Raw genomic sequence first — 24,241 nt, 5'->3', positions numbered from 1 at the left:
ATCCGCGCCGCTGGGCGGTCCTCTGCGTCATCGTCTTCGCGGAGGTGATGGACCTCCTCGACGCCACCGTCACCGGCGTCGCCGCCCCTGCCATCGTCTCCGATCTCGGCGGCGGGGCCGTGACCCAGTGGCTGCAAGCCGGCGCCACGCCTGGGCGCGCTGCGTCGCGAAGGCCTGGACGCGGTGACCGTGCGCAAGGTGGCGGCCGAACTCGGCACCGGTCCCGCGTCCTTATACGTGCACGTCTCCCGGCGCGAGGAACTGCTGCGGCTCATGCACGACGCGGTGATCGCGACCGTGCCGCTGCCCGGGCTCCCCGGGGCCCCCCGGGGACTGGCGTGCCCGGCCGACCACCCTCGCGACCGACGTGGTGCACGGGCCGCCTGGGGCTGCGACCTGATCGCCCTGAACATCGGCGCGGTCACCTACGAGGTCTCCGTCGCCGCTCCCCGGCGGGCGGCGGCCCAGACGCCTTGCAGGAGGCGATGGAACACCGGCACGCCCGCGTCTCCATCGAGGAGCGGCTGCCGGTCTCGACCCGGCCCGCTACCCGCATCTCGCTTTGAGGGCGGCCGAGTTGGCCGCTGGTCCGGCCGCGGCGCGGCTCGCCCTCGGCGTGGAGGTGCTGATCGGAGGCCTCGCACCCGGCCGAGGCGGGACGGCGGACTGAACCGGGAGCGCTGGGGGGCTGCGAACGTGAGCCGGGCCGGGAACGCGAACGGCCCCCGGAAACCGGTGGTTTCCAGGGGCCGTTCGTCCGTGCGTGCCAGCGCCAGGCGCCGCGGGATCAGACCGTGATCGGGCGGATCGCCGTCGGGGCGTGACCCGGCTCGGTCGCCAGTTCCTCGAACTCGGTGACGTCGCTCATGTCGACCGTCTTGCTCATCGAGATGTTGGTGACGCGCTCCAGGATCGCCTCGACGACGACCGGGACGCTGTACTCGGCGGCCAGCTTCTTGGCCTCCTCGAAGGCGGCGCCCAGCTCGTTCGGGTCGGTGACGCGGATCGCCTTGCAGCCGAGGCCCTCGACGACCTTGACGTGGTCGACGCCGTAGACACCCAGCTCGGGCGCGTTGATGTTCTCGAACTCCAGGTTGACCTCGAAGTTGATGCCGAGGCCGCCCTGCGCCTGGCGGATCAGGCCGAGGTAGGCGTTGTTCACCAGGACGTGGACGTACGGGATCTTGTGCTGCGCACCGACGGCCAGCTCCTCCAGCATGAACTGGAAGTCGTAGTCGCCGGAGAGCGCGACGACCGGGTTCTCCGGGTCGGCGGAGGCGACGCCCAGCGCGGCCGGGATGGTCCAGCCGAGGGGGCCGGCCTGGCCGCAGTTGATCCAGTGGCGCGGCTTGAAGACGTGCAGCATCTGCGCACCGGCGATCTGGGACAGACCGATGGTGGTGACGTAGCGGGTCTCCGGGCCGAACGCCTTGTTCATCTCCTCGTAGACGCGCTGCGGCTTCATCGGGATGTCGTCGAAGTGCGTGCGGCGCTGGAGGGTGCCCTTACGCTCCAGGTGGGAGGCGACCCAGGCGCTGTAGTCGGGCAGCTTGCCCTCGGCCTTGAGCTCCTTGGCGACCTCGATGAAGAGCTCCAGCGCGGCCTTGGCGTCGGAGGCGATGCCGAAGTCCGGGGCGAAGATCTTGCCGATCTGGGTGGGCTCGATGTCGACGTGGACGAACTTGCGGTCACCGAGGTAGGCGTCCAGGTTGTAACCGGTGTGACGGTTGGCCCAGCGGTTGCCGATGCCGAGGACGAAGTCCGACTCCAGGAACGTCGCGTTGCCGTAGCGGTGCGAGGTCTGGACACCGACCATGCCGGCGCTCAGCTCGTGGTCGTCGGGGATGACGCCCCAGCCCATCAGGGTGGAGATGACCGGGACGTTGGTCAGCTCGGCGAACTCGACCAGCAGGTCGGCGGCGTCGGCGTTGATGATGCCGCCACCGGCGACGATCAGCGGGCGCTCGGACTCCAGCAGGAAGCGGACGGCCTTCTCCGCCTGGGCACGGGTGGCGCGCGGCTTGTAGACCGGCAGCGGCTCGTACGTCTCGGGGTCGAACTCGATCTCGGTCAGCTGGACGTCGATCGGCAGGTCGATCAGGACCGGGCCGGGACGGCCGGAGCGCATCAGGTGGAAGGCCTCCTGGAACACGCCCGGGACCTGTGCGGCCTCCAGGACGGTCGTGGCCTTCTTGGTGACCGGCTTGGCGATCGAGGCGATGTCGACGGCCTGGAAGTCTTCCTTGTGGAGCTTGGAGACCGGGGCCTGGCCGGTGATGCACAGGATCGGGATCGAGTCCGCGATCGCCGAGTACAGGCCGGTGATCATGTCGGTGCCGGCCGGTCCGGAGGTGCCGATGCACACGCCGATGTTGCCGGGCGCGGTGCGGGTGTAGCCCTCCGCCATGTGCGAGGCGCCCTCGACGTGTCGGGCGAGGGTGTGCTTGATGCCACCGACGTTCTTGAGCTCCCGGTAGAACGGGTTGATCGCAGCGCCGGGGACGCCGAACGCGTGCGCGACACCCTCGCGCTTGAGGATCTCCACTGCAGCGGCGGCGGCTGTCATACGAGGCATCGAGGTCTCCTGCGGTGTGGCGGTCAGGCAATTTCCGTCATACGGAAGTTTTGTTCTGCTATACGGAACAAGCTAAGCGGCGAGTTCTGCGCACGTCAAGGCGGTTCAGCACCCCGGAAACCACCAAATGCCGCTTCTCGGTCGGTCGGTCACACAAAAACCCCCACCCGTGGCGGGAAATCGGGGCGACGGCGCCCGGGGCCGTCGCCCGTCGTGGACCATGGACGTACGCACAGCGACGGAGGGGGTACGTGTCCCATGGCGGAAGCGGTACCGGTGCGGTGTCCGGCGTGCCAGCGCGAGAACGGCTACGCGGCGCCGGTCTACCCGTGCGCCTGCGGGAGCCCGATCACCCCGCCGCTGGACCTCGCGGCGCCACCGATGCCGCTGACGCACCGCACGTGGACGGACAGCTGGGTGACCGTGCGGTGCACGGCCTGCGGGCGGGAGAGCGAGTGGCCGCACCCGGAGGTGGGGTGCGCCTCGTGCGGGACGGTGGTCCTGATCCCCGTGCACGCGCCGGAGCCGCCCCGGGGGGCCGCCGGTCCGCGGGGCGCCGCCGGCGCGGGTGAGGACGTACGGCCGGGCGGTGGCGGGACCCGCGGACCGGGCCCCGGCCCGGCGGCGCCGGGGCAGCCGGGTCTGGGGCACGGGCCGGGGCAAGGGGGTCTGGGGCACGGGCCGGAGCCGGCGGGTCCAGGGCACGGGCCGGGGCCTGGGCCCGGGACCCCGGTGTCGCGTCCGCCCTTCCGGCCCGTGACCATCCGTACGGCCCGCGACGCGGTGGCGACGGCCGCGCTGTACCTGCGCTGGCTCGGCTTCCAGGACGTACGGCAGCCCGACGGGCCGCCGATACCGTCGGCGGCGGTGGACCTGCGGGCCCCCGGGGTGGTCGCCCAGGTGGACCCGAGCACGGCGCCGGCCGGGCTGCGGGCGGTGGAGTGCGTATGGCTGAACGGGCTGACCGCCTCGGCGACCAGCGTCTACTTCTCCCTCGCCGGGTACACCTCGGACGCCCGGGCGCGCGCCGACTACCTGGGGATACCGCTGTTCGTCATGGACCTCACGGGCATGCCGCAGCCCGTCAACGACCCGGCGGACGCACTCGTCGGTACGGGGCCATAGGCTCGGGGGCATTGCGTAGTCGCGTCCGCTGAGGAGAACGAGCCCGATGAGCCTGTACGACATCCCGCTGACCACCCTGTCCGACGAGCCCACCAGCCTGGCCGCGTACAAGGGCAAGGCGATCCTGCTGGTGAACACCGCCTCGCAGTGCGGCCTCACCCCGCAGTACTCGGGGCTGGCCCGGCTGCAGTTCGCGTACGAGGAGAAGGGCTTCACGGTCATCGGCGTGCCGTGCAACCAGTTCGGCGGCCAGGAGCCGGGCTCGGCCGACGACATCCAGACGTTCTGCGCGGCGGGCTTCGGCGTGACCTTCCCGATGCTGGAGAAGTCCGAGGTCAACGGCGAGAACCGGCACCCGCTGTACCAGGAGCTGGTGAAGACCCCGGACGCGGACGGGGAGGCGGGGGACATCCAGTGGAACTTCGAGAAGTTCCTGATCTCCCCCGCCGGTGAGGTCGTGGCGCGCTTCCGCCCGCGCACCGAGCCCGAGGCCCCCGAGGTGATCGCGGCGATCGAGGCGCAGCTGCCGGCCTGATCACCTCGGCGGCCCCGGCGTCGGTCTCCGCCTCGGCCCGGGCCGGACCTGGGCCGGGCCTGGGGCGGGGGGGCAGGCGGGGCGGGGCGGGGGCGGCCTCAGCGGAGGTCGGCCTCGTCGTACTCCGCCGTCGAGCCGGCCTCGGTGAGCTCCCGCAGCTCCACCCGGCGGATTTTGCCGGACACGGTCTTCGGGAGCGGTCCGAACTCGATGCGACGGATCCGCTTGTACGGGGACAGCACCGCCCGGGAGTGCTCGAACAACAACCGGGCGGTCTCCTCCCCGGGCTCCCAGCCGGCGGCGAGGGTGACGTACGCCTTGGGGACGGCGAGCCGCAGCGCGTCCGGGGCCGGGACGACGGCCGCCTCGGCGACGGCCTCGTGCTCCAGCAGGGCGCTCTCCAGCTCGAACGGGCTGATCTTGTAGTCGGAGGCCTTGAAGACGTCGTCGGACCGGCCCACGTAGGTGAGGTGGCCGCCGGCGTCCCGCGAGGCGATGTCGCCGGTGCGGTAGAGGCCGCCCGCCATCGCCTCGGCCGTCCGCTCGGGGTCGTCGCGGTAGCCCGTCATCACCCCGGCGGGCCGGGTGCGCAGGTCCACGCAGACCTCGCCCTCGTCGGGGGACTCCTTGCCGGTGACGGGGTCCAGGAGCACGATCTCGTAGCCGGGCGCCGGGCGCCCCATCGAGCCGGGCTTGACCGGGGCGCCCGGGAAGTTGCCGATCTGCAGGGTGGTCTCGGTCTGGCCGAAGCCGTCGCGGACGGTCACGCCCCAGGCCTCGCGGACCTGCTCGATGACCTCCGGGTTGAGCGGCTCACCCGCGGCGACGGCCTCGCGCGGCGGGTTGCGGAGCAGGCGGAGGTCGGACTGGATCAGCATCCGCCAGACGGTCGGCGGGGCACAGAAGGTGGTGACGCCGCCCCGGTCCATCTCGGCCATCAGCCGCTCGGCGTCGAAGCGGGTGTAGTTGTACACGAACACGGTCGCGCCCGCGTTCCAGGGCGTGAAGAGGTTGGACCAGGCGTGCTTGGCCCAGCCGGGCGAGGCGATGTTGAGGTGGACGTCGCCGGGGCGCAGCCCGACCCAGTACATGGTGGACAGGTGCCCGATCGGGTACGACGCGTGCGTGTGCTCCACCAGCTTGGGGCGGGCGGTGGTGCCGGAGGTGAAGTAGAGCATCAGGGGGTCGTCGGCCAGGGTCTCGCCGTCGGGCGTGAATCGGCTCTCCGCCCGGTACATGTCCTCCAGGCGGCGCCACCCGGCGGGCACCTCGGCTCCGGCGGCGATGCGGGTGTAGGTGCCGGGCACCTCGTCGAACTTTCCGGTGTCCTCGGCGCGCACGATGACGTGGCGCACCTGCCCGCGCTCGACGCGGTCGCGCAGGTCGGCCGCGCCGAGCAGCGGGGTGGCGGGGATGACGACCGCGCGCAGTTTCATCGCGGCGAGCATCACCTCCCACAGCTCGCGCTGGTTGCCGAGCATCAGCAGGATCCGGTCGCCGGCGCCGACGCCCTGGTCGCGCAGCCAGTTCGCGGCCGAGTCCGAGCGCACGGCGAGCTCCCCGAAGGACACCCCCCGGCTCGTGCCGTCCTCCTCGACGAGGCGCAGGGCGTCGGCGCCGTTCCCGGTGGCGATGTGATCGAACCAGTCCAGGGCCCAGTTGAAGCGCTCGGGGCGGGGCCAGGTGAAGCCGGCCCGGGCGGCTTCGTAGTCCCCGCGGCGTTCGAGCAGGAAGTCGCGGGCGGCCAGGAACTGTGCGGTGGCGCTGTTCTCCGTCATGTGAGGAATCGTGCCGCGTGGCGCTGTGGATCACTAGGTCCTGTCCGGGCGTTCTTCTCGGGCACGGGGCGGGGACCGGGGCGGGCACGGGGCGGGCAATGGGCGGCCAATGGGCGGGCAGGGGGGCGGGAGCGCGGCATCAGCCCCGGACCGTCAGCCCCGAATCGACCCGAAGCGGATGCGGCCGGGACCGGGCCCGGGGGCGGATCCGGATCCGGATCCGGATCCGGATCCGGATCCGGGTCCGGGTCCGGGTCCGGGTCCGGGTCCGGCGGGGATCTGGTGCGTCGTCGGACTCGTTCCCATCTCCGTGAGGAGCCGCTCCCCCTCGGCGGCGATCTCCTCCTCGGCCGCCTTCGACACCGCCTCGAACAGCTCGACGGTGAGCACCCCCGCCTCCGCTTTCCAGAGCCCGGCGAGGAACCCGTCGAGGAGGAGGGTGCGGTAGGCCTGGTTGCCCGCCCAGCTGCGCCCCTTGAGCCGCGGGGGGACGACTCGGCTGCGGTCGGCGTGGGAGAGCAGGAGGTTGTCGAACTCGGGGAGGAAGCGGGGCGGGGCCGGCGTGTCGGGATCGGGGCGGGGCGCATCGGGGAGGTCGAACAGTTCGACGCCGTTCTCGTCCTGGAAGACGGCCAGGCGCGGCCGCAGCCGCTCGAAGACCTCCCGGAGCCGGGTCAGGCCCGCCCAGGTCTGCATGTCCTTCACGGAGGCGGGTCCGAAGGCGCCGAGGTAGCGCAGCACCACGTCGTCTAGGCCCTGTGGCTCCCCGGCAGGCCGTCGGAGCCAGTGCTCGGCGGTGGTGAGCCGGACCTGGCCGCTGCGGCCCCACACCCCTCGGGGCGTGACCTGTACGAGCGGGAGCCGGCAGCGGGCGGCTACGGCGAGGGCCTTCGCGTCCGCGTCCGGCCAGTGGGTGAGGAGTTCCTCCCGGATCTCCCCCATGGTGCGCGGCTCGGCTTCCACGAAGGCCCGCGCGGTCCGTGCCAGCCGGTCCAGGTCGACTCCGGTGAGCCCGGCGCGGAAGGTGGCGAGCTCCCGGTCGCGGGCGTCCTGGACGAGCGACCCGAGGGTGAGGGCGTCGTGCGCGGTGTGGGTGTGGAGGGTGGAGCGCATCGTGACCGTGCGGACCACCGCCCGGGACTCCATCAGCCCGGCGAGCTCCGCGGGGCGGAAGCCCGCGAGGCGGGCGTGCAACTGGAAGTAGGGCGGCTGGACGTTCTGCGCCTGGAGCCCGACGAGGTGCGTGACGGCGTCGGCCGCGGACATCGGGGTGCGGTGCAGCAGCACCTGGCGGGCGAGCGTGGCACGGTTCAGTGCACGGGCGCCGAGGACCGGGTGGGTGGTCGAGGAGGCCATGTCCGCACGCTAACGCGGCTCGCGGACACCCCCCGTCCGCGACTTCCACGACCACTACCCCCCTTTGCCCGTATATCTTGCTCTTCGCCCACAAAATTCGCTCATCCCGGGAGCTGACTGCGATGCCGGAGCGCCCAGACCGCCGCCCCCCGCCGCGCACGGGCCGCCCGCGGCCCTCCGCGCCGACTCCGTCGGACCACCGCAGCGTCGTCGACTCCGCGGTCTACCGCGAAGGCCGCCGCGTGGCCTCCCCCGCCACCCTCGCCGACACGTTCCGGCAGCTGCGCGAACAGCCCGACGGCATGGCCTGGATCGGCCTGCACCGCCCGACCGAGGCCGAACTCCACTCCCTGGCAGCTGAGTTCAACCTCCATCCGCTGTCCATCGAGGACGCCTTGGAGGCCCATCAGCGCCCCAAGCTGGAACGGTACGGCGACACGCTCTTCGTCGTCCTGCGCGCCGCCCGCTACCTGGACGCGCCGGAGGAGGTGGAATTCGGCGAGCTCCACGTCTTCGTCGGCCCGGACTTCCTCATCACGGTCCGCCACGGCGCGGCCCCCGACCTCTCCGCGGTCCGCCGCCGCATGGAGGCGGCCCCGGAACTGCTCTCCCTGGGCCCGGAGGCCGCCCTCTACGCCATCCTCGACGCGGTGGTCGACGGCTACGCCCCGGTCGTCGAGGGCGTCCAGAACGACATGGACGAGATCGAGACCGAGGTCTTCCGCGGCGACCCCGAGGTCTCGCGCCGCATCTACGAACTCTCCCGCGAGATGGTCGAGTTCCAACGCGCCACCCGCCCCCTGGTCGGCATGCTCCACGGCCTGATGGCCGGCTTCGCCAAGTACGGCACGGACGAGGAACTCCAGCGTTACCTCCGCGACGTCGCCGACCACGTCACCCACACCAGCGAACGCGTGGACGGCTTCCGCCAGGCCCTGACCGAAATCCTCACGGTCAACGCCACCCTGGTCTCCCAACAACAGAACGCGGAAATGCGCGCCCTGGCCGAAGCCGGCTTCGAACAGAACGAGGAGATCAAGAAGATCTCCTCCTGGGCCGCCATCCTCTTCGCCCCCACCCTGGTCGGCACGATCTACGGCATGAACTTCGAAACCATGCCCGAACTCAAATGGACCGCGGGCTACCCCTTCGCCATCTTCCTGATGGCGCTGGTCTGCGTGAGTCTGTACGTCATCTTCAAGAAGCGCGACTGGCTGTGAGCGTCCCTTGAAGTCCGTATAGCGCGCCGGGTGATGTACGTCGCTCGCTGACCGCCGATGCGATCGCCGTCGCCCACGGTCAGCCGCAGCACGGTCACACCGAGGGCGACGCCCGCTTGCTACTGCGTCCGGGTTTCGCGGGGTCAGCGGCACAAGGCGGTGTCCACGGCGCGTTCGAGGTTTCTGCGGGGGGCCTCGTCGGTGAGCTGCGCGCTGACCGCGATGTGGGCGGCGCGGCCGTCGTCGGTGGCGCCGCCGCGGGTCTCGTATCCCGGGAAGCTGCCGCCGTGGCCCCAGGAGAGACCGCCGCACGGCAGGGGCCTGCTGACGAGTCCGAGTCCGTAGCGGGCGCCGGGGCCGAAGGTCGCTTCGGCGGGGACCGTCGTGCGCATCTGGGCGAGTTGGGCAGCCGGGAGGAGGCGGCCGGCGAGGAGTGCGGTGAAGAAGCGGTTGAGGTCGGAGTCGGTGGAGATCAACTGGCCCGCCGCCCAGCCCCAGGAGGGGTCGATCTCTGTGATGTCGCGCAGCGGTCCGTCCGCCGCGTCGCGGAGGTAGCCGTGGGGGTGGGGCTCGCGGATGTTCGCGTCACCGGGGGCGGGGAAGTAGGTGTGGCGCAGGCCGATGCGCTTGATGATGCGCCGGTCCATCTCCTCTGCCAGGGGTCGGCCGGTGACCTTCTGGACGATCAGGCCGGCGAGCACGTAGTTGGTGTTGCTGTACTTCCAACTCTTCCCGGGGGCGAAGTCGGCCGGGTGCCGCAGGGCCGTGTCGAGCAGTTCGCGGGGGGCGTAGTACCGCACGTCGTCCCCGAGGTAGTTGGTGTAGTCGGGGAGGCCGCTGGTGTGCTGGAGGAGTTCGCGGACCGTGATGTGGTTTCCGTCGATCCCGTCTCCGCGGACGAGGCCGGGCAGGTAGGTGTCCACCATGGTGTCGAGGCCGATCTTCCCCTCGCCGACCAGCTGCAGGACCACCACCGCGGTGAACGCCTTCGTGTTGCTCCCGATCCGTACCTGGCCGTCCCTCGGCACCTTCGAGCCGGTGGTCAGGTCACCGACCCCCGCGGTGTACGTGCGGGTACGGCCGTCACGGCCCTGGACGCTCGCCAGCGCGGCGGGCACGCCCTCATCACGCACCAGCCCGTTCAAGGACCGCTGGACGGCATCCGCACTCGCGGCGGCGGAAACGGAGGGCGGAGCCAGGGCGCCCAGGGTCATGACGCCGACGGCCACCACGACCGCGGCCGACACCGCCCGTCGCCGCCCCCCGCCATGACGCCGCCGGGTCGAGGAAGAAGGGCCCTGCCAGGTTCGAGCTCCCATGAGTCAACTCCTGAGGAATCGTTCGGTGGAGCACGATCCTGGTTTCCAGAGCCCTTCGACCGCATCGCGGGAAGGCGGGAGAAAATGCTCCCCCGATCGGGGGAGGCCGCCGGTGGGCTGCCCGACGATACTGGCGATCATGATCAGGGGAATTCGGCCGCTGTTGCGCGGCTCCACGTATTCGGGTGTGCTGTTCGCCTATTGCGGCGCGCTGGCCGGCCTTCCGCTACTGCCTTTCGCCCTGGTGCCGGCGCTGTCGTGGCGATCCGCTCCCCAAAGCGTGCAGCTCGTCCTGGTCCTGCTCGTATGGGCGGTCCTGATCGGCGTGGTCGGACTGGCGCGCCCCGTCCGACGCGCGCTGGTCGTGTCCGCCCGCCGGCTGCTGCGCGTGCCGCTGCCGACTCCCGTGGACGGCCGCCGCACTTCTGGTTCCCCCGGCCTCGACCGCTGGCGGACCCCGCTCTGGCTGGTGCTGCACGTGGCCGTCGGGTGGGCGGGGGCGGTGGCGAGCGGGGTGCTGTTCGTCATGGGCCTCACCCTGCCGGGGAACTGGCTCGGAGGTGAGGCGCGGGCGAGTCTGTTCGGCACGTCGGTCCGGGTATCGGGCGGGTGGAGCAGCTGGGTGGTGGCGGCCGTGTGCCTGCTGCTGGCGGCGGCCGTCTGCGTACTGGTGACGAAGACCCTGCGGTGGTTGGCGCCGCGGCTGTTGGGGCCGTCGGCGGCCGAGCGGCTCGCACTGGCTGCCGAGCGGGAACTGCTGCTGGCCGAACGCAACCGGATCGCCCACGAGTTGCACGATTCGATCGGGCACACGCTGACGGCGGCCACCATCCAGGCAGCGGTGGCCGGCGAGGTGCTCTCCGCCGACCCGGCGGCGGCGCGGGCCGCCATGCGCAGCATCGAGGAGTCGACGCGGGCCGCGCTGGAGGACCTGGACTACGTGCTCGGAGTGCTGCGCGAGGAACAGTCGGGGACGGCGCCGACCCGGACCCTGGCCGACCTGCCCGAGCTGCTGGACCGCCTGCGGCACGCGGGGGCGGTGGTGGAGCCGGAGCTGTCGGGCGCTCTGGCGCAGGTGCAGGGGACGCTCTCCCGGGCGGCGTACCGGATACTCCAGGAGGGGCTGACGAACGCACTGCGCCACGGGGCGGACGGGCCGATAGGGGTCCGCGTGGCGGCCGGGCCGGAGGGACTGGACCTCACGGTGGTCAACCGGACCGGGGCACGGACGGGCCCGGGCCCGGGTACCTTCCCGACCTCCGGCCACGGTCTGCCCGGACTGGCCGAGCGCGTCAGGCTGCTGCACGGTGACTTCCAGGCCGGCCCGGACGGCGCGCAGCACTGGCGGCTGTCCTGCCGGCTGCCGGTACGGGCGTCGGCGTGAGCGGGTCCGACGCAGGCGAGTGCACGGCCCCGCCTGCCGTCACCGGCCCCTGTGTCTCCCTCCTGATCGTGGACGACGACGAGGTCACCCGCAGCGGCCTGCGCATGCTGCTCTCCTCACAGCCGGGGCTCACGGTGGTCGGCGAGGCCGCAGACGGCGTCGAGGCGGTCGAACGGGCGCGGACCCTGCGACCGGACGTGGTCCTCATGGACGTCCGCATGCCGCGTCTCAACGGGATCGAGGCCACCCGCCGACTCGTCGCCGAAGGGGAAGGAGCACCGAAGGTCGTGGTGATCACCACCTTCGAGAACGACGACTACGTCACGGCCGCTCTCAGCGCGGGCGCCAGCGGCTTCGTCCTCAAACGCCTCCCGGTCCGCCGGATCGCCGAGGCGGTCCGGGTCGTGGCGGCGGGAGAAGCGGTACTCTTCCCGGCCGCACTGGGCCGCATGGTCGCCCCCCGCCCGCTGGGCTCCGCGAAGGCCCTGCCGCGGGCCGCCCTCACCGGCCGGGAGGAGGACGTGCTGCGCCTGATGGCCACCGGGCTCTCCAATCCGGAGATCGCCGAGTCCCTCACGGTGAGCCTGGAGACGGTCAAGACCCACGTCGGAAATGTGCTGACCAAGCTCGCCGCGCAGAACCGGACCCATGCGGTGGTGATCGCGTACGAGTCCCGCCTGGTGGTCCCGGGCTTCGCCGGCTGACCGCGAGGACGTCCGCGGTCACTGCGCATATCGCTGCCCTTGTGTGGCCGGCCCGCCCCTCGGACCGGCCCACGGCCGGCGGGGATCCCGTCATTCCGGGCTGCCGCGGCCGGGGCCCAGGGGGGTCGTGGGGTCAGGGGGTCGTGGGGGTCACGCAGTCGTGGGGGTCGTGAGCGCACGGAGGATGAGGTGGATGCCGAGGGTGAAGCCGCGGGTGTCCAGGGCGGGGAGGCCGTCGGGGTGGGCGGCTGAGGCCCCAAGGGAGGCGGCCAGGGCAGGGTAGCGGGGGGCGTAGTCCGCCGGGGCGAGGTTGAAGCCGGCGGTGAAGGTCTCCAGCGCCGAGCCGAGTACGAGGTTGTCGATGGCGGCGGCGGCTTCGGCGGCGGCGGCCGGTGAACACCCGGCGCGGGTCAGGGCGTCGAGCAGGGCGTCGTAGCCGCGCAGGGCCTTGTCGGAGACGACCCGGCGGCGGGCGACCAACGGGATCATGTGCGGGTAGCGGAGGTAGACGCCCCGGTAGCCGTGGGCGTACTCGGCGATCCCCGCGACACCGCCCGGGTCCGTCAGCGGGCCTAGGTCGATCTCGTCGTTGATCAGCTCCGCGACGGCGTCGAGCAGGTCTTCCTTGGACGCCACGTGGTGGTACAGGGACGCGCCGCGCACTCCGAGCCGCTCGGCGATGGTGCGCATCTTCAAGGCCTCGACGCCCTGTTCGTCCAACAGTTCCAGAGCCGCGCGGGCGATGAGCGCACGGCTGAGGAGGTTCTGGCTCGGCCGTGCCATCGGGGGCTCCCTCGTCTCGGGTTGCAGATTACCCGCCGGGAACGCTTCACAAGCCGTCGGGAGCACCGCTACATTCACGCCACCTCGTTTTCCTAACGCGGTTAGATTTAGCGCGCCGGCGCCGCCACGGCTGCCCGCGCCCGGTGAGGTGAGCATGAACGACACGTCGAACCCCGATTCGGACGCCGAGCGGCTGCACGCGCTCGGCTACCGCCAGGAGCTGCGACGCAGCCTGGGCATCCTCGGAAACATCTCGATGGGGTTCGCGGTGGTGTCCCCCGTCGTGGCCCTGTACGCCGTCTCCATGGTGGGGACGACGGTGGCCGGCCCGATGTGGGTGTGGGCGCTGCCGCTGGTACTCGCCGGCCAGTGCCTGGTCGTCAACGTCTACGCGGAACTGACCTCGCAGTGGCCCCTGGCCGGCGGCCCCTACCAGTGGGGCCGGCGCCTGCTGGGCCCGGCGTTCGGCTGGCTGGGCGGCTGGGTCTGGCAGTTCGCCGTCATGTTCGGCAACACCACGGTGGCGTACCTCGCGGCGCCCTGGGTGTACGCGCTGTTCGGGGCCGTCCCGACACCCGGCGGTCTGGTCGCGGTGGCCGTCGCCATCCTGCTCGTGTGCATGGTGGTCAACGCCTACGGGATCACCATCCTGCGCTGGTTCGTGTCGCTCGGCATCGCCGCCGAGGCGGTCGCCTCCGTACTGGTGGGCCTGGTCCTCCTGCTGTTCTTCCGTGAGCACGGCTTCCCGCTGTTCACCGAGACGCTCGGTGCCGAGGCGCTGTCCGGAGGCTCGAAGGTCGCCGGGTTCCTCGCGGCCGTCGCCGTCGCCGGCTGGGCGTTCATCGGGTTCGACGCCTGCGTGTCGACCGCGGAGGAGACCAAGGACGCCGGCCGTCAGGTACCGCGTGCCATGTGGTGGGCCCTGCTGAGCGTGGGCGCCGTCGTCATCCTCAACGCGATGGCCGTCGCGCTCGCGCACCCGCACCCCGAGGCGGTGGTGGCCGGTCAGGACGTCGACCCCGTGACGACGGCGGTGGTGCACGCCTTCGGCGGCTGGTCGGACAAGCCGTTCGTGGTGGTGGTCCTGACCGGGTTCCTGGCCTGTGCGATGGCCTCCCAGGGCGGGGCGGCCCGCGGGTTGTTCTCGCTCGCCCGCGACGGGGTCTTCCCCTTCTCCCGGCACGTACGCAAGGTCAACGGGCGCAAGGCCCCGATCGGCGGGCTCGTCGCGTCGACCCTCATCAGCGGGAGCGCACTCACCCTCGGCCTCAACGCCACCGCCATCGGGAGCCTCATCTCCTTCGGGACCGCCGCCACGTACCTGCCCTTCTTCCTCGTCTCCCTCGCCGCGCTCATCGCCCGGCTGCGCGGGAGCTGGGTGCCCTCGGGCCACATCCGGCTGGGCGCCAAGGGCACCTTCCTGAACGTGCTCGCCGTGGCCTGGACCGCCTTCGAGGTGGTGAACGTCTGCTGGCCGCGCACGGTCCTCGCTCCCCCAAACGCCCCCTGGTACCAGGTGTGGGCCGCCCTGCTCGGCACTGGCGTGGTACTGGGAACGGGCCTGGTCTACCTGGCCGTCCGCCGCCCGCACGACCGGCTCCGCGACGGCGCAGGCACAGGCGAAGCCGCAGGCGCAGGCACAGGCGCAGCCGCAGACGCGGGCGCGGGCGCGGGCGAACGTACGCACGACAGCGCCGCGCCGCCGCTTCCCGACGGGCTGGAAGCCGCCGCCGAGCGCCCCTGATACGCGGGCGGTGGCCGAGCGGCCGCCCCCGCCCCGCACCACCCGCCGCAACCCTCCGAAGGGACACCGCCATGGAACTGCCCCGCCCCACCCGCCGCGTGTTCTGCGCGACCGCGCTCACCGCGGCCGCGACCGCCTTCCTCACCTCCCGCGGCGCCGGCCCGGCCGCGGCCCTGCCGTCCAGCGGCACCTGGACGGTCCCCGCCGAGTGGGAGGGCCACTCCGGCTGCGTCATGTCCTGGCCCTGGGACCGTACGGACGGCTGGGGCGGGCTGCTCCCCCAGGTGCAGGCCGAGGTGGCCGCCGTCGCCAAGGCCATCGCCCGCTTCGAAACCGTCCTGATGTTCGCCGAACCGGGTACGACCGCCGACGCCCGCCGCCTGTGCGGGCCGTCGGTGACCGTCGTCGAGTACCCCGTCAACGACTGCTGGACCCGCGACACCGGACCGATCTTCGCCCTGGACGCGGGCCGCACCCAGCTCACCGGTCTGGACTTCCGGTTCAACGGCTGGGGCGGCAAGTACCCGTACGACAAGGACGACCTGCTGCCCGTCGGCGTCTGCTCCTACCTCTCCGTGCCGCGCCGGCCGGTGGACCTCGTACTGGAGGGCGGCTCCGTCATCACCGACGGCCAGGGCACCCTCATCACCACCGAGGAGTGTCTGCTCAACCCGAACCGCAACCCCGGAATGACCCGCGCCCAGATCGAGGCGGCGCTGCTCGCCGCGTACGGGGCGAGCAAGGTGATCTGGCTGCCGTACGGACTCGACAACGACCTCATCACCAACGGACACGTCGACCTCGTCGCCTCCTACCTCGGCCCGGCCAAGGTCCTGTTGCACACCCAGCCCGACACCTCCAGCCCGAACCACGCGCGGATGGAGGCCAACCGGGCCGTGCTCCAGGCCGCCACCGACGCCTGCGGACGGCGCTTGCGGATCGAGGAACTCCATCAGCAGCCGCACTTCCGGGTGAACGGCGCGCTCGTGGAGACGTTCAGCTACACGAACTACTACCTGACCGGCGCCGCCGTCGTCGTCCCCACGGCGCAGGAGCCGGACGACGCGGCGGCACTGTCCCGGTACGCCGACCTCTTCCCGGGCCGGGAGGTCATCGGCATCCCGGCCCGCACCCTGGCCTGGGGCGGTGGCGGTATCCACTGCATCACCCAGCACATCCCCGCGGTGTCCTGACTCCCCTGACCCCCGACCCTGACCGCCCCGCCCCTGGCCACGGGGGCGCGCGGCGGACGACTGCGCCCGGCTCCACGAGCCGGGCGCAGTGCGCTGTGCGGGTCAGGGGTTAAGAGTTACGGGGCTGGTTCGCGGGCGGGGCTATTCCACCTTCGCCCAGTCCAGCGTGCGTTCCACCGCCTTCTTCCAGCCCGCGTACCCTTCCTGGCGCTGGTCCTCCGACCACTGCGGCTCCCAGCGCTTGGACTCCTGCCAGTGGGTGCGCAGTTCGTCCGTGTCGCGCCAGAAGCCGGTGGCCAGACCGGCCGCGTAGGCGGCGCCGAGGGCGGTCGTCTCGGCGACGACCGGGCGGCTGACGGGGACGCCGAGGACGTCGGCCTGGATCTGCATGCACAGGTCGTTGGCCGTGACGCCGCCGTCGACCTTGAGCACGTCGAGGTGGACCCCGGAGTCCTGTTCCATGGCCTCGACCACGTCGCGGCTCTGGTAGCAGATGGCTTCGAGGGTGGCCCGGGCCAGGTGGCCGTTGTCGTTGTACCGGGCCAGGCCGACGATCGCGCCGCGGGCGTCGGAGCGCCAGTACGGTGCGAACAGGCCCGAGAAGGCCGGTACGAAGTACATGCCGCCGTTGTCCTCGACGGTACGGGCGAGCCGCTCGCTCTCGGCGGCGTCCTTGATGATCTTCATCTGGTCACGCAGCCACTGCACGGCGGAACCGGTGACCGCGATGGAACCCTCCAGGGCGTAGATCGCGGGACTGTCACCGAACTGGTAGGCCACCGTGGTCAGCAGGCCGTGCTGCGAACGGACCAGCTCCGTGCCCGTGTTGAGCACCAGGAAGTTGCCGGTGCCGTAGGTGTTCTTGGCCTCGCCGGGCGCGTAGCAGACCTGCCCGACGGTCGCCGCCTGCTGGTCGCCGAGTACCCCGGTGATGGGGATCGCGGCGCGCAGGGGGCGGGACGTGCGGGTCTGTCCGTAGGCCTCGCGGTGGGAGGAGGGGTTGATCTTGGGCAGCATGGCCCGGGGGACGCCGAAGAATCCGAGCAACTCCTCGTCCCAGTCCAGGGTTTCGAGGTTCATCAGCATCGTGCGGCTGGCGTTGGTGACGTCGGTCGCGTGGATCCCGCCGTCGGGGCCTCCGGTGAGGTTCCACAGGACCCAGCAGTCCGTGTTGCCGAAGAGGGCGTTGCCCTGCTCGGCCGCCTCGCGCACGCCGTCGACGTTTTCGAGGATCCACTGGATCTTGCCGCCCGAGAAGTACGTGGCCGGCGGCAGCCCCGCCTTGCGGCGGATGGTGTCGCCCTGGCCGGAGCGGTCCAGGGCCGCGGCGATGGAGTCGGTGCGGGTGTCCTGCCAGACGATGGCGTTGTAGTAGGGGCGCCCGTTGCGGGGATCCCAGACGACGGTGGTCTCGCGCTGGTTGGTGATGCCGATCGCCGCGAGGTCGGCCGGGGCGAGGTTTCCGTGCCGCAGGGCGTTCTGGATCACCGAGTTGGTGCGTTCCCAGATCTCCACGGGGTCGTGTTCGACCCACCCCGAGCGCGGGAGGATCTGGGCGTGTTCCAGTTGGTGCTTCGCCACTTCGTTCCCGGCGTGGTCGAAGATCATGAAACGGGTGCTGGTGGTTCCCTGGTCCACCGCGCCGACGAAGTCCGCCATGGGGTGCCGCCTCTCCTGTGGGATGGCCCGCTCGCTGCCTCAGGCAGCCGTGGTCAAGCCTCCGGTCCTTCCGGGGCCGGCACGCGTCCGGGCGGCTCCGGCTCGGCGGTCGGCAGGAACCGGCCGATGAAGAGCTTGTAGATGCCCGCTCCGAGCAGTCCGCCGATCAGCGGTCCGACGATCGGGACCCAGAAGTAGAAGTTGCCGTACTGATCTCGCCACGCTCCGCCGTAGCCCGTGATGAAGCTGGCGAACCGGGGGCCGAGGTCGCGGGCCGGGTTGATCGCGTAGCCCGCGTCGGTGCCCCAGGCCATGCCGATCGCCACGACGACCAGGCCGATGATGAACGGGGCCAGGTTGGCACCGGGGGGCGTGTTGAGCAGATCGGTGATGGCCAGGATCAGCAGCAGCAGGAGCGCCGTGCCGATGATCTGGTCCCGCAGCGCTCCCCATTCGGTCACCGGCAGATTGGGGTTGCCGTTGGCGGGGAGCGTGGAGAAGACGAACTGCGTCTTGGTGTGCGTGGGGTCGATCGTCGACAGCGCCTCGCTGTAGTTCCAGCGCACCAGCAGGGCTGCCACGAAGGCTCCGGCCGTCTGCGCGAGGGCGTACGGCGCGACCTTGCTCCACGGGAAGCCCTTGAACGCGGCGAGGGCCACCGTGACGGCGGGGTTGAGGTGCGCGCCGCTGAGCCGAGCCGCGACGTAGACACCGAGGGTGACGCCCAGACCCCATGCCCAGGCGATGCTGTCGTGGTTGCCGAGGCCTCCGGGCGGATCCGTGAGACCTCCGCCGGCCACCACCTGGGCCACCACGCCGACCCCGAAAAGGATCAGGACCATGGTGCCCAGGAACTCGGCCGACAGTTCGGCGATCAAGCCTGATTTCTTCAGCCGCTCAGCCATCGAAGCCCGCTTCCCGCCGGCCCCAGGACCGGCCGTCGACTGCCCGGTTCCCTCCCGCTTCTCACGATAGGACGATCACCGGCGAACCGCACGGCGTCCCCGCGGGGGGCGGGCGCCGCTAAGGCGGCCGGCCGGGTCCGGGCCGGCCACTACGCGGTCAGACGCTCCACGACCAGGTGTGGTCGGCGCCGACCAGGCAGGCGAGGACGACGAGGTCGGCGACTCCGAGGGCGAACCCGAGGCGGGCGCGGCCGGGGCGGGTCGTCCCGCGGCGCAGGGCCAGTACGGCCAGGACCATCGAGGCCGGGCCGAGCAGGAGGTTCATCGCGAGGAGGCCGATCAGGCCCAGCAGGAAGGAGGCGACGGCCATCCCGTCGGCGTCACGGGTGCGGCTGCGGGTGCGGGCACCGGTCGCGGTGGCGGTGCTGGCGGCGGGGCCGGCGGGGCCGGCGGCGTCTGGGGTACGGGCCGCGTCGGAAGAGCGGGCGGCGTGCTCGGTGCGCTCGGCGCGGACGGGCCGCTCCGGGTGGGCGGGCCGCTCGGCGGGGTCCGTGCGTACGGGGTCCTTGTGTACGGGGTCCTTGTGTACGGGGTGGTCGGCGGTACTTCGGGTGCTCATGACGAACCTTCCTGTCGGTGGTGGCGGTGGTGGCGGCCGGCCCGTTCGCGGAGCGCGAAGACCAGCAGCCAGCACGCGATCGCGGCCGTCGCGGCGACGGAGACGGGGGCCGCGACGTGGGCCACGGTGCCCAGGAGGACCCCCATCAGCATCAGGGCCGCTACGAGGAAGAGCATCGTGCTCCCTCCAGAAATAGGTGACAATTGTTCACTGACTACCCAGTCTAAATGGGCTCATGCGGTTCCGTGTGACCGGGGGGTTAACTTTCCGTCATGAGTCAGACCGCCGGAGCCCGTCAGCTCCAACGCCTCAAGACCCGCCGGGCCCTGCTCGACGCCGCCCTGACCCTCCTGGAGGAGCAGAGCCTCGGCAGCCTCGGCCTGCGCGAGGTGACCCGCGCGGCGGGCGTGGCGCCGACCGCCTTCTACCGCCACTTCCGCGACATCGAGGACCTCGGCATCGCGCTCGTGGACGAGGCGCTGGAGAACCTGCACGCCACGGTCCGGTCCACCCTCGCCACCTCGGGCGACGCCGAGCAACGGATGGCCACGGCGGTGGAGTTGATGGCCACGTTGGTGCGCTCCTACCCCGCGCACATCCGCTTCATCGTGCGCGAGCGACACGGGGGCGTGCGCCGGGTCCGCGAGGCGGTGACCGGGCAGCTCGACGCGTTCGCGGTCGAAGTGGCCGAAAGTCTCGGGTCCGACCCGCTCGGGGCGGGCTGGAGCCGGGACGACCTGCTGATGCTGGCCCGGCTGTACGTCGACCACATGGTGATGACGGCCTCCGCCTTCCTGGCGGCCGCCCTGGAGGACAACGAATGGGACGCGGTCAGCCGCACCGCCCTGCGTCAGCTACGGCTCATCCACGCGGGACGGGTGCACTGGGCCCCGGCGGGGCCGGCCGCGGCGCGTGACGGCGTACCGGACGGCGTACCGGACGAAGGCGCCTGAGGCCACGCGCCCATGCGGAGCCGGCCGTCACCGGGCGGGGCGCGGGGCGGGCCGTCACCGGGCGGGGCGCGGGGCGGGCGGTCGGGGCACCTCGTGCAGGGGCGGCCCCGGCTGGTCCGGCTGCGGGTGCGCGGAGGCTCCGAGCGGGCGCGCGCCGTGGCGTTCGGGGCGGTGTCCCACCTGGCTCAGGATCTCCTCGCGGGGCGTGTCCGTCTCCCCCGGCGGTGGCGGCACGATCCTGCGGGCGAGGACCCTGCCCACCCAGCGCCGGCCGCAGCGCGGGCAGGGCGTGGCTCCGCGCGGGGTGTACGGCGAGGCCACCGGTACGCCGTCGCAGGAGAAGTACTCCCAGTGGCGGCCTTCCGCGTCGCGCCAGTGCTGGACGTCGTAGTCGGTGCTCCACTCGTTCCAGCACCCGCCGCAGGCGAACGCCACGCGTTCGACGGCCAGTTCAGTGATCATCGCAGCCACCTCCTTCCGACACTCCGGCACTCCGGCACTCCGGCACTCCGGCATTCCGGCACTCCCGGGGTTCCCGGTTCAGCCCAGCGTCGCGATGTCGATCACGAAGCGGTAGCGGACGTCGGAGCCGAGGACGCGCTCGTACGCCTCGTTGATCTTCCCGGCGGGGATCGGTTCGATTTCCGCGCCGACGCCGTGACCGGCGCAGAAGTTGAGCATCTCCTGCGTCTCGGGGATGCCGCCGATCATCGAGCCGGCGAAGGAGCGGCGCCGCGACATGACGGAGAACGCGTTGACGGCCAGCGGTTCCGGCGGTGCGCCGACGTTGACCATGGCCCCGTCGAGGGCGAGGAGCGAGAGGTAGGCGTCAAGGTCGAGCTTGGCGCTCACCGTGTTCAGGATGACGTCGAAGCTGCCCGCGAGGTGCTCGAAGGTGCCGGGGTCGCTGGTGGCGTAGTAGTCGTCGGCGCCCAGGCGCAGCCCGTCGGCCTGCTTCTTGAGGGACTGGGACAGGACGGTGACCTCGGCGCCCATGGCGTGGGCGAGCTTGACGCCCATGTGTCCGAGCCCGCCGAGGCCGACGACGGCCACCTTCTTGCCGCTGCCCGCGCCCCAGCGCTTGAGCGGCGAGTAGGTGGTGATGCCGGCGCACATGAGGGGGGCGGCCTCGTCGAGGGCGAGCCCCTCCGGGATGGAGAGGACGAAGTCCTCGGTGACGACGATGTGGGTGGTGTAGCCGCCGTTGGTACTGGTGCCGTCCCGGTCGATCGAGCCGTAGGTGAACACGGTCCCGTTCAGACAGTACTGTTCCTCGCCCGAGCGGCACGGCGGGCACTCACGGCAGGAGTCGACCATGCAGCCGACGCCCACCCGGTCCCCGACGGCGTGTCGGGTGACCTCCGGGCCGACCTCGGCCACGACCCCGGCGATCTCGTGGCCGGGGGCGACGGGGTAGGTCACCGGGCCCCACTCGCCGCGCACGTGGTGGATGTCGGAGTGGCAGATTCCGCAGTACTTGATCTCGATCAGCACGTCGCGCGGACCGACCCCGCGCCGTTCGACGGTGGCCGGGACGAGCGGTTCGTCCGCGGCGGTGGCGGCGTACGCGTTGACGGTGCTCATGTCGTGCCTCCGGTGACTGGGGCGGCCGAGGAGCGCGGCCCGAGGAGCGGCGGGGTGGGACCCGCCGCTGGGGCCCGTCCGGGCCGGGGCTCGGTTTTCACCGTACTTCCATGCTGCCGCGCACGCTGGCCCTGCGGCAGTCCCGCAGGTCACGGCGCCGGCCGCCGCCGTCCGGGCCTCACAGGAGCCGCGGCGGGAGGGAGCCGGGCGCGACCGTGTGGGAGCGTACGGCGCCTTCGGGGGTGAGGTACTCGACCTCTCCCATCGGGTCGGCGGTGACCTCGCCGACCACCGCGGCCTGCCTGCCGTACGGGTGCGCGCGCAGAGCCGCGAGGACCTCCCGGGTGCGCTCCGGCGGGACGAACAGGCACAGGCACCCGGCGCAGGCCGCGTCCAGCGGCGCCAGCCCCCGGGCGGCGAGGGCGACGCGCGCCTCGTACCGCACCGGCAGGGCGGCCTCTTCCACCCGGAGCGTCAGCCCGCGCCCGGCGGCGGTCCGGCGCAGCACCTCCGCCAGGCCGCCCGCCGTTACGGTCCGGGCGTGGTGGACGCCGGGCCGCGCCGACCGCAGCAGGCCGGCCAGGGGCGCGCAGTCACTCGGCACGTGGTGCTCGTAGCCGAGGCCGTCGCGCAGCGAGACGAGGTGCGCGGCATGGCTGCCGAGCGGTCCGGTCACCAGGATGCGGTCGCCGGGCCGGACGAGACCGGCGCCCAGGGGCGGCCCGTCGGGGACGCCGAAGGCGGTGGCGGTGACGAAGACCCGGTCGACTTCGCCGGCGCGGACGACTTGGGTGTCGACGGCGGCGATGGTGATCCCGGCCTCGGCAGCAGCGCCGCGTACGGATGCGGTCAGGCGGCGGACGAGGTCCATGGGCAGGCCGGCCTCCAGCACGAGGGCGAGGGCGATGTGCCGGGGTTCGGCTCCGGTGGCGGCCAGTTCGTTGACGGCGCCGCACACGGCGACGCGGCCGATGTCCCCGTTGCCGAAGAACGGCGGGTCGACCACGTACGTCCTGGTGACGGTCCGCGGGGCGGGCCCGGTGTCCGCGGGGCGCGGCGCGAGGGCCTCTTCGACCAGCGTCGGCGCGTGCGGGCCGAACCCGGCCTGGGCCGCGTCCCAGTCGTGTGTGTACGTCACGAAAGCCATCCCCCGATGCCCGCGAGCCCTGATGAGCCCATCATGCGGCGCGGGAGGCGTGCGGCATACCCGTGTCCGGGCGACGCTGCTGATGAGGGGTCAGTAGGGGCGCGGGGAACGGCTGTCGTAGCCGCGCAGCAGGACGACGGCCAGTGCGGTGGCCAGGGCCGGGAGGACCGCGAACCCGGCCAGCATGCCGAGTTCGGCGGTGGTGGTCTGGGGGGCGGCGCGGCCGGTGCCGGAGGAGACGTAGCCGGAGAGCTGGAGGACCAGGCCGTAGAGGAGGGGGCCGACGGCGACGCCCAAGCCCTCTCCGGTGCTGAACAGTCCTGACAGCACGCCCGCCTGGCGGGACGTCGGCCCTTCGGGGTCCCGGGCGATGCAGTCCGGGAGCATGGCGTAGAGGAAGAGCAGCTGGCCCGCGTGGCCGGTGCCGGCCAGGGCCATGGTGAGGAGCACCGCCCCTTCGGGCAGTGCGGGGGCCGCGAGGAAGAGCAGGCATCCGGTGGCGAAGAGCGCGGAGGCGAGCGCGTGCCCGCGGCGGCCGCGCAGCCGCGACCAGAGCGGCACGGTCAGCAGGTTGGGCGCGACGAACGCCGCGACGAGGGCGCCGACTCCGGTGGTGTCGTGCAGGACGTGCCCGGCGAAGTAGGGGGCGCCCGCGAGCAGTACGCCGGTGGCCACGGACTGGACGACCACGCACCGCAGCAGGGCCGTGAAGGCGGGGTTGCCGCGCGCCGCGGCGAACCGGCGGCGCAGCCCCGGCTCGCTCTCGCGGAGCGACCCGGCTGCGTCCCGCCCTGCCGCCGGGGGTGCCTCGGCGACTCCCGCCGGAACTGCCGCCGGGGGTGCCTCGGCGACTCCCGCCGGAACTGCCACCGGGGGTGCCTCCGGGGCTGCGACGCGAGTGCCGGACGTGCCGGACGTGCCGATGAAGACGCACAGGGTGCCGAGCGCGATGACCGCGCCGCCGAACACCCCGACCCAGCGGTGGCCGGCGAGGCCGCCCCCGCCGGCGTCGACGAGGGCGGGCCCGGCGGCGCCGGTGACCAGGGCGGCCACGCCGATGACGGCGACCCGGCCGCCGGCCAGCCGCATGCGCTCGCGGTGCACGGCGGTGAGCTCGGCAGGCATGGCGACGTACGGCACCAGGAAGAAGGCGAACGCGGTCGCGGTGAGCAGATAGCCCGCCGCGGTGAACCAGGCACCGGCGGTGCCCGCCGCCGGGCCGGCGAAGGTGAGCGCGAAGGCCAGGGCCATCACGAGGCCCCCGGCGAGCACGTAGGGGCGTCGCGCGCCCCAGCGGGTACGGGTGCGGTCGCTGGCCCGGCCGACGAGCGGGTTGAGGAAGGCGTCCCAGGCCTTGGGGACGAAGACGACCGTGCCGGCCAGCGCGGCCCCCACGCCCAGCGTGTCCGTGAGGTAAGGGAGCAGGAGCAGCCCGGGGAGGGTGGTGAACGTCCCGGTGACCAGGGATCCCGACGCGTACCCGAGCCGGAGCCGGGCGGACAGGCCGACGGCCGCCGCGGCGGGCGCAGCCGGTGCCCTGGACGCAGCCGGAGCGGCGGGCGCAGCCTGTGCCCTGGACGCGGCCGGAGCGGGGGAAGGGGCGACCCGGGTGCGCTCGGACCCTGTGGTGGCCATCGGGGGGTTTCCTTCCGACACGT

The 24,241-nt window shown here is 72.4% G+C and carries 22 protein-coding genes; 9 read left to right on the top strand and 13 right to left on the bottom strand.

Annotation, left to right across the window (positions count from 1 at the left end):
- Nucleotides 1–150 precede the first annotated feature (150 nt).
- The gene (locus ACIA6C_RS29170) at nt 151–798 is read left to right on the top strand and encodes a helix-turn-helix domain-containing protein (protein WP_399280440.1); all 648 of its coding nucleotides are present in this window, start codon (nt 151–153) and stop codon (nt 796–798) included.
- Here the strand turns inward: ACIA6C_RS29170 and gcl are convergent.
- Nucleotides 788–2,566, bottom strand: coding sequence for a glyoxylate carboligase (gene gcl, locus ACIA6C_RS29165; RefSeq protein WP_361139410.1), 1,779 nt, complete (start codon nt 2,564–2,566; stop codon nt 788–790). The two genes, ACIA6C_RS29170 and gcl, sit on opposite strands and share 11 nt — an antisense overlap.
- A gap of 267 nt (nt 2,567–2,833) precedes the next feature.
- Here gcl and ACIA6C_RS29160 point away from each other — a divergent pair, with 267 nt between their 5' ends.
- Nucleotides 2,834–3,700, top strand: a complete 867-nt coding sequence (locus tag ACIA6C_RS29160; protein WP_399280323.1) for a hypothetical protein — start codon at nt 2,834–2,836, stop codon at nt 3,698–3,700.
- A gap of 46 nt (nt 3,701–3,746) precedes the next feature.
- Nucleotides 3,747–4,235 (top strand): glutathione peroxidase, encoded by a 489-nt coding sequence (locus ACIA6C_RS29155; RefSeq protein ID WP_329199499.1) that lies wholly within the window; start codon nt 3,747–3,749, stop codon nt 4,233–4,235.
- Between the two features lie 98 nt (nt 4,236–4,333).
- On the opposite strand, the gene ACIA6C_RS29150 is transcribed toward ACIA6C_RS29155, so the two are convergent.
- Entirely contained in the window at nt 4,334–6,013 is a 1,680-nt protein-coding gene (locus ACIA6C_RS29150; RefSeq protein WP_399280321.1) for an AMP-binding protein, read from the bottom strand.
- A 153-nt stretch (nt 6,014–6,166) separates the two neighbouring features.
- Complete coding sequence (locus ACIA6C_RS29145) at nt 6,167–7,369, bottom strand: winged helix DNA-binding domain-containing protein (RefSeq protein ID WP_399280319.1); 1,203 nt, start codon at nt 7,367–7,369, stop codon at nt 6,167–6,169.
- Nucleotides 7,370–7,491: 122 nt separating this feature from the next.
- Between ACIA6C_RS29145 and ACIA6C_RS29140 the strand changes: the two genes are divergently transcribed.
- On the top strand, nt 7,492–8,589 hold the full coding sequence (locus ACIA6C_RS29140) for a magnesium and cobalt transport protein CorA (RefSeq protein WP_399280317.1): 1,098 nt from the start codon (nt 7,492–7,494) through the stop codon (nt 8,587–8,589).
- A 143-nt stretch (nt 8,590–8,732) separates the two neighbouring features.
- On the opposite strand, the gene ACIA6C_RS29135 is transcribed toward ACIA6C_RS29140, so the two are convergent.
- A complete protein-coding gene (locus tag ACIA6C_RS29135) occupies nt 8,733–9,836 on the bottom strand; it encodes a serine hydrolase domain-containing protein (protein WP_399280315.1) in 1,104 nt (367 codons plus the stop codon).
- A gap of 211 nt (nt 9,837–10,047) precedes the next feature.
- On the opposite strand from ACIA6C_RS29135, the gene ACIA6C_RS29130 reads away from it, so the two are divergent.
- Nucleotides 10,048–11,292: a sensor histidine kinase gene (locus ACIA6C_RS29130; RefSeq protein WP_399280313.1), complete on the top strand. Its 1,245-nt coding sequence runs from the start codon at nt 10,048–10,050 to the stop codon at nt 11,290–11,292.
- A complete protein-coding gene (locus ACIA6C_RS29125; protein WP_399280311.1) occupies nt 11,289–11,996 on the top strand; it encodes a response regulator in 708 nt (235 codons plus the stop codon). Before ACIA6C_RS29130 ends, ACIA6C_RS29125 begins: the two co-directional genes overlap by 4 nt.
- Before the next feature lie 150 nt (nt 11,997–12,146).
- Here ACIA6C_RS29125 and ACIA6C_RS29120 read toward each other — a convergent pair whose 3' ends face one another.
- Nucleotides 12,147–12,779, bottom strand: a complete 633-nt coding sequence (locus ACIA6C_RS29120) for a TetR/AcrR family transcriptional regulator (RefSeq protein WP_399280309.1) — start codon at nt 12,777–12,779, stop codon at nt 12,147–12,149.
- A 154-nt stretch (nt 12,780–12,933) separates the two neighbouring features.
- On the opposite strand from ACIA6C_RS29120, the gene ACIA6C_RS29115 reads away from it, so the two are divergent.
- Entirely contained in the window at nt 12,934–14,523 is a 1,590-nt protein-coding gene (locus ACIA6C_RS29115) for an APC family permease (protein ID WP_399280307.1), read from the top strand.
- Between the two features lie 71 nt (nt 14,524–14,594).
- Nucleotides 14,595–15,716 (top strand): agmatine/peptidylarginine deiminase, encoded by a 1,122-nt coding sequence (locus ACIA6C_RS29110; protein WP_399280305.1) that lies wholly within the window; start codon nt 14,595–14,597, stop codon nt 15,714–15,716.
- 141 nt (nt 15,717–15,857) lie between these two features.
- Here ACIA6C_RS29110 and glpK read toward each other — a convergent pair whose 3' ends face one another.
- The 4 genes from glpK to ACIA6C_RS29090 all read right to left on the bottom strand — a co-directional run bounded on the left by glpK (nt 15,858) and on the right by ACIA6C_RS29090 (nt 19,075).
- Complete coding sequence (gene glpK / locus ACIA6C_RS29105) at nt 15,858–17,375, bottom strand: glycerol kinase GlpK (RefSeq protein ID WP_361139311.1); 1,518 nt, start codon at nt 17,373–17,375, stop codon at nt 15,858–15,860.
- Between the two features lie 53 nt (nt 17,376–17,428).
- The gene (locus tag ACIA6C_RS29100) at nt 17,429–18,280 is read right to left on the bottom strand and encodes an MIP/aquaporin family protein (protein ID WP_399280303.1); all 852 of its coding nucleotides are present in this window, start codon (nt 18,278–18,280) and stop codon (nt 17,429–17,431) included.
- A gap of 157 nt (nt 18,281–18,437) precedes the next feature.
- Nucleotides 18,438–18,899 carry a hypothetical protein gene (locus tag ACIA6C_RS29095; protein WP_399280301.1) on the bottom strand — a complete coding sequence of 154 codons (462 nt, stop codon included), beginning with the start codon at nt 18,897–18,899 and terminating at the stop codon, nt 18,438–18,440.
- Nucleotides 18,896–19,075 carry a hypothetical protein gene (locus ACIA6C_RS29090; protein ID WP_399280299.1) on the bottom strand — a complete coding sequence of 60 codons (180 nt, stop codon included), beginning with the start codon at nt 19,073–19,075 and terminating at the stop codon, nt 18,896–18,898. Before ACIA6C_RS29090 ends, ACIA6C_RS29095 begins: the two co-directional genes overlap by 4 nt.
- Before the next feature lie 96 nt (nt 19,076–19,171).
- Here ACIA6C_RS29090 and ACIA6C_RS29085 point away from each other — a divergent pair, with 96 nt between their 5' ends.
- Nucleotides 19,172–19,852 carry a TetR family transcriptional regulator gene (locus tag ACIA6C_RS29085; protein WP_399280297.1) on the top strand — a complete coding sequence of 227 codons (681 nt, stop codon included), beginning with the start codon at nt 19,172–19,174 and terminating at the stop codon, nt 19,850–19,852.
- Between the two features lie 54 nt (nt 19,853–19,906).
- Here ACIA6C_RS29085 and ACIA6C_RS29080 read toward each other — a convergent pair whose 3' ends face one another.
- The 4 genes from ACIA6C_RS29080 to ACIA6C_RS29065 all read right to left on the bottom strand — a co-directional run bounded on the left by ACIA6C_RS29080 (nt 19,907) and on the right by ACIA6C_RS29065 (nt 24,218).
- Nucleotides 19,907–20,314 carry a hypothetical protein gene (locus ACIA6C_RS29080; protein WP_361139325.1) on the bottom strand — a complete coding sequence of 136 codons (408 nt, stop codon included), beginning with the start codon at nt 20,312–20,314 and terminating at the stop codon, nt 19,907–19,909.
- A 78-nt stretch (nt 20,315–20,392) separates the two neighbouring features.
- Entirely contained in the window at nt 20,393–21,436 is a 1,044-nt protein-coding gene (locus tag ACIA6C_RS29075) for an NAD(P)-dependent alcohol dehydrogenase (protein WP_399280295.1), read from the bottom strand.
- A gap of 178 nt (nt 21,437–21,614) precedes the next feature.
- The gene (locus ACIA6C_RS29070; protein ID WP_399280293.1) at nt 21,615–22,583 is read right to left on the bottom strand and encodes an AIR synthase-related protein; all 969 of its coding nucleotides are present in this window, start codon (nt 22,581–22,583) and stop codon (nt 21,615–21,617) included.
- A gap of 90 nt (nt 22,584–22,673) precedes the next feature.
- Nucleotides 22,674–24,218: an MFS transporter gene (locus ACIA6C_RS29065; protein ID WP_399280291.1), complete on the bottom strand. Its 1,545-nt coding sequence runs from the start codon at nt 24,216–24,218 to the stop codon at nt 22,674–22,676.
- Nucleotides 24,219–24,241: the final 23 nt, after the last annotated feature.

The organism is Streptomyces sp. NPDC051578, from assembly GCF_044454045.1.
Lineage (GTDB): Bacteria > Actinomycetota > Actinomycetes > Streptomycetales > Streptomycetaceae > Streptomyces.
The sequence above is the reverse complement of the archived record's forward strand: the minus strand, read 5'-3'. Positions and strand labels throughout refer to the sequence as shown.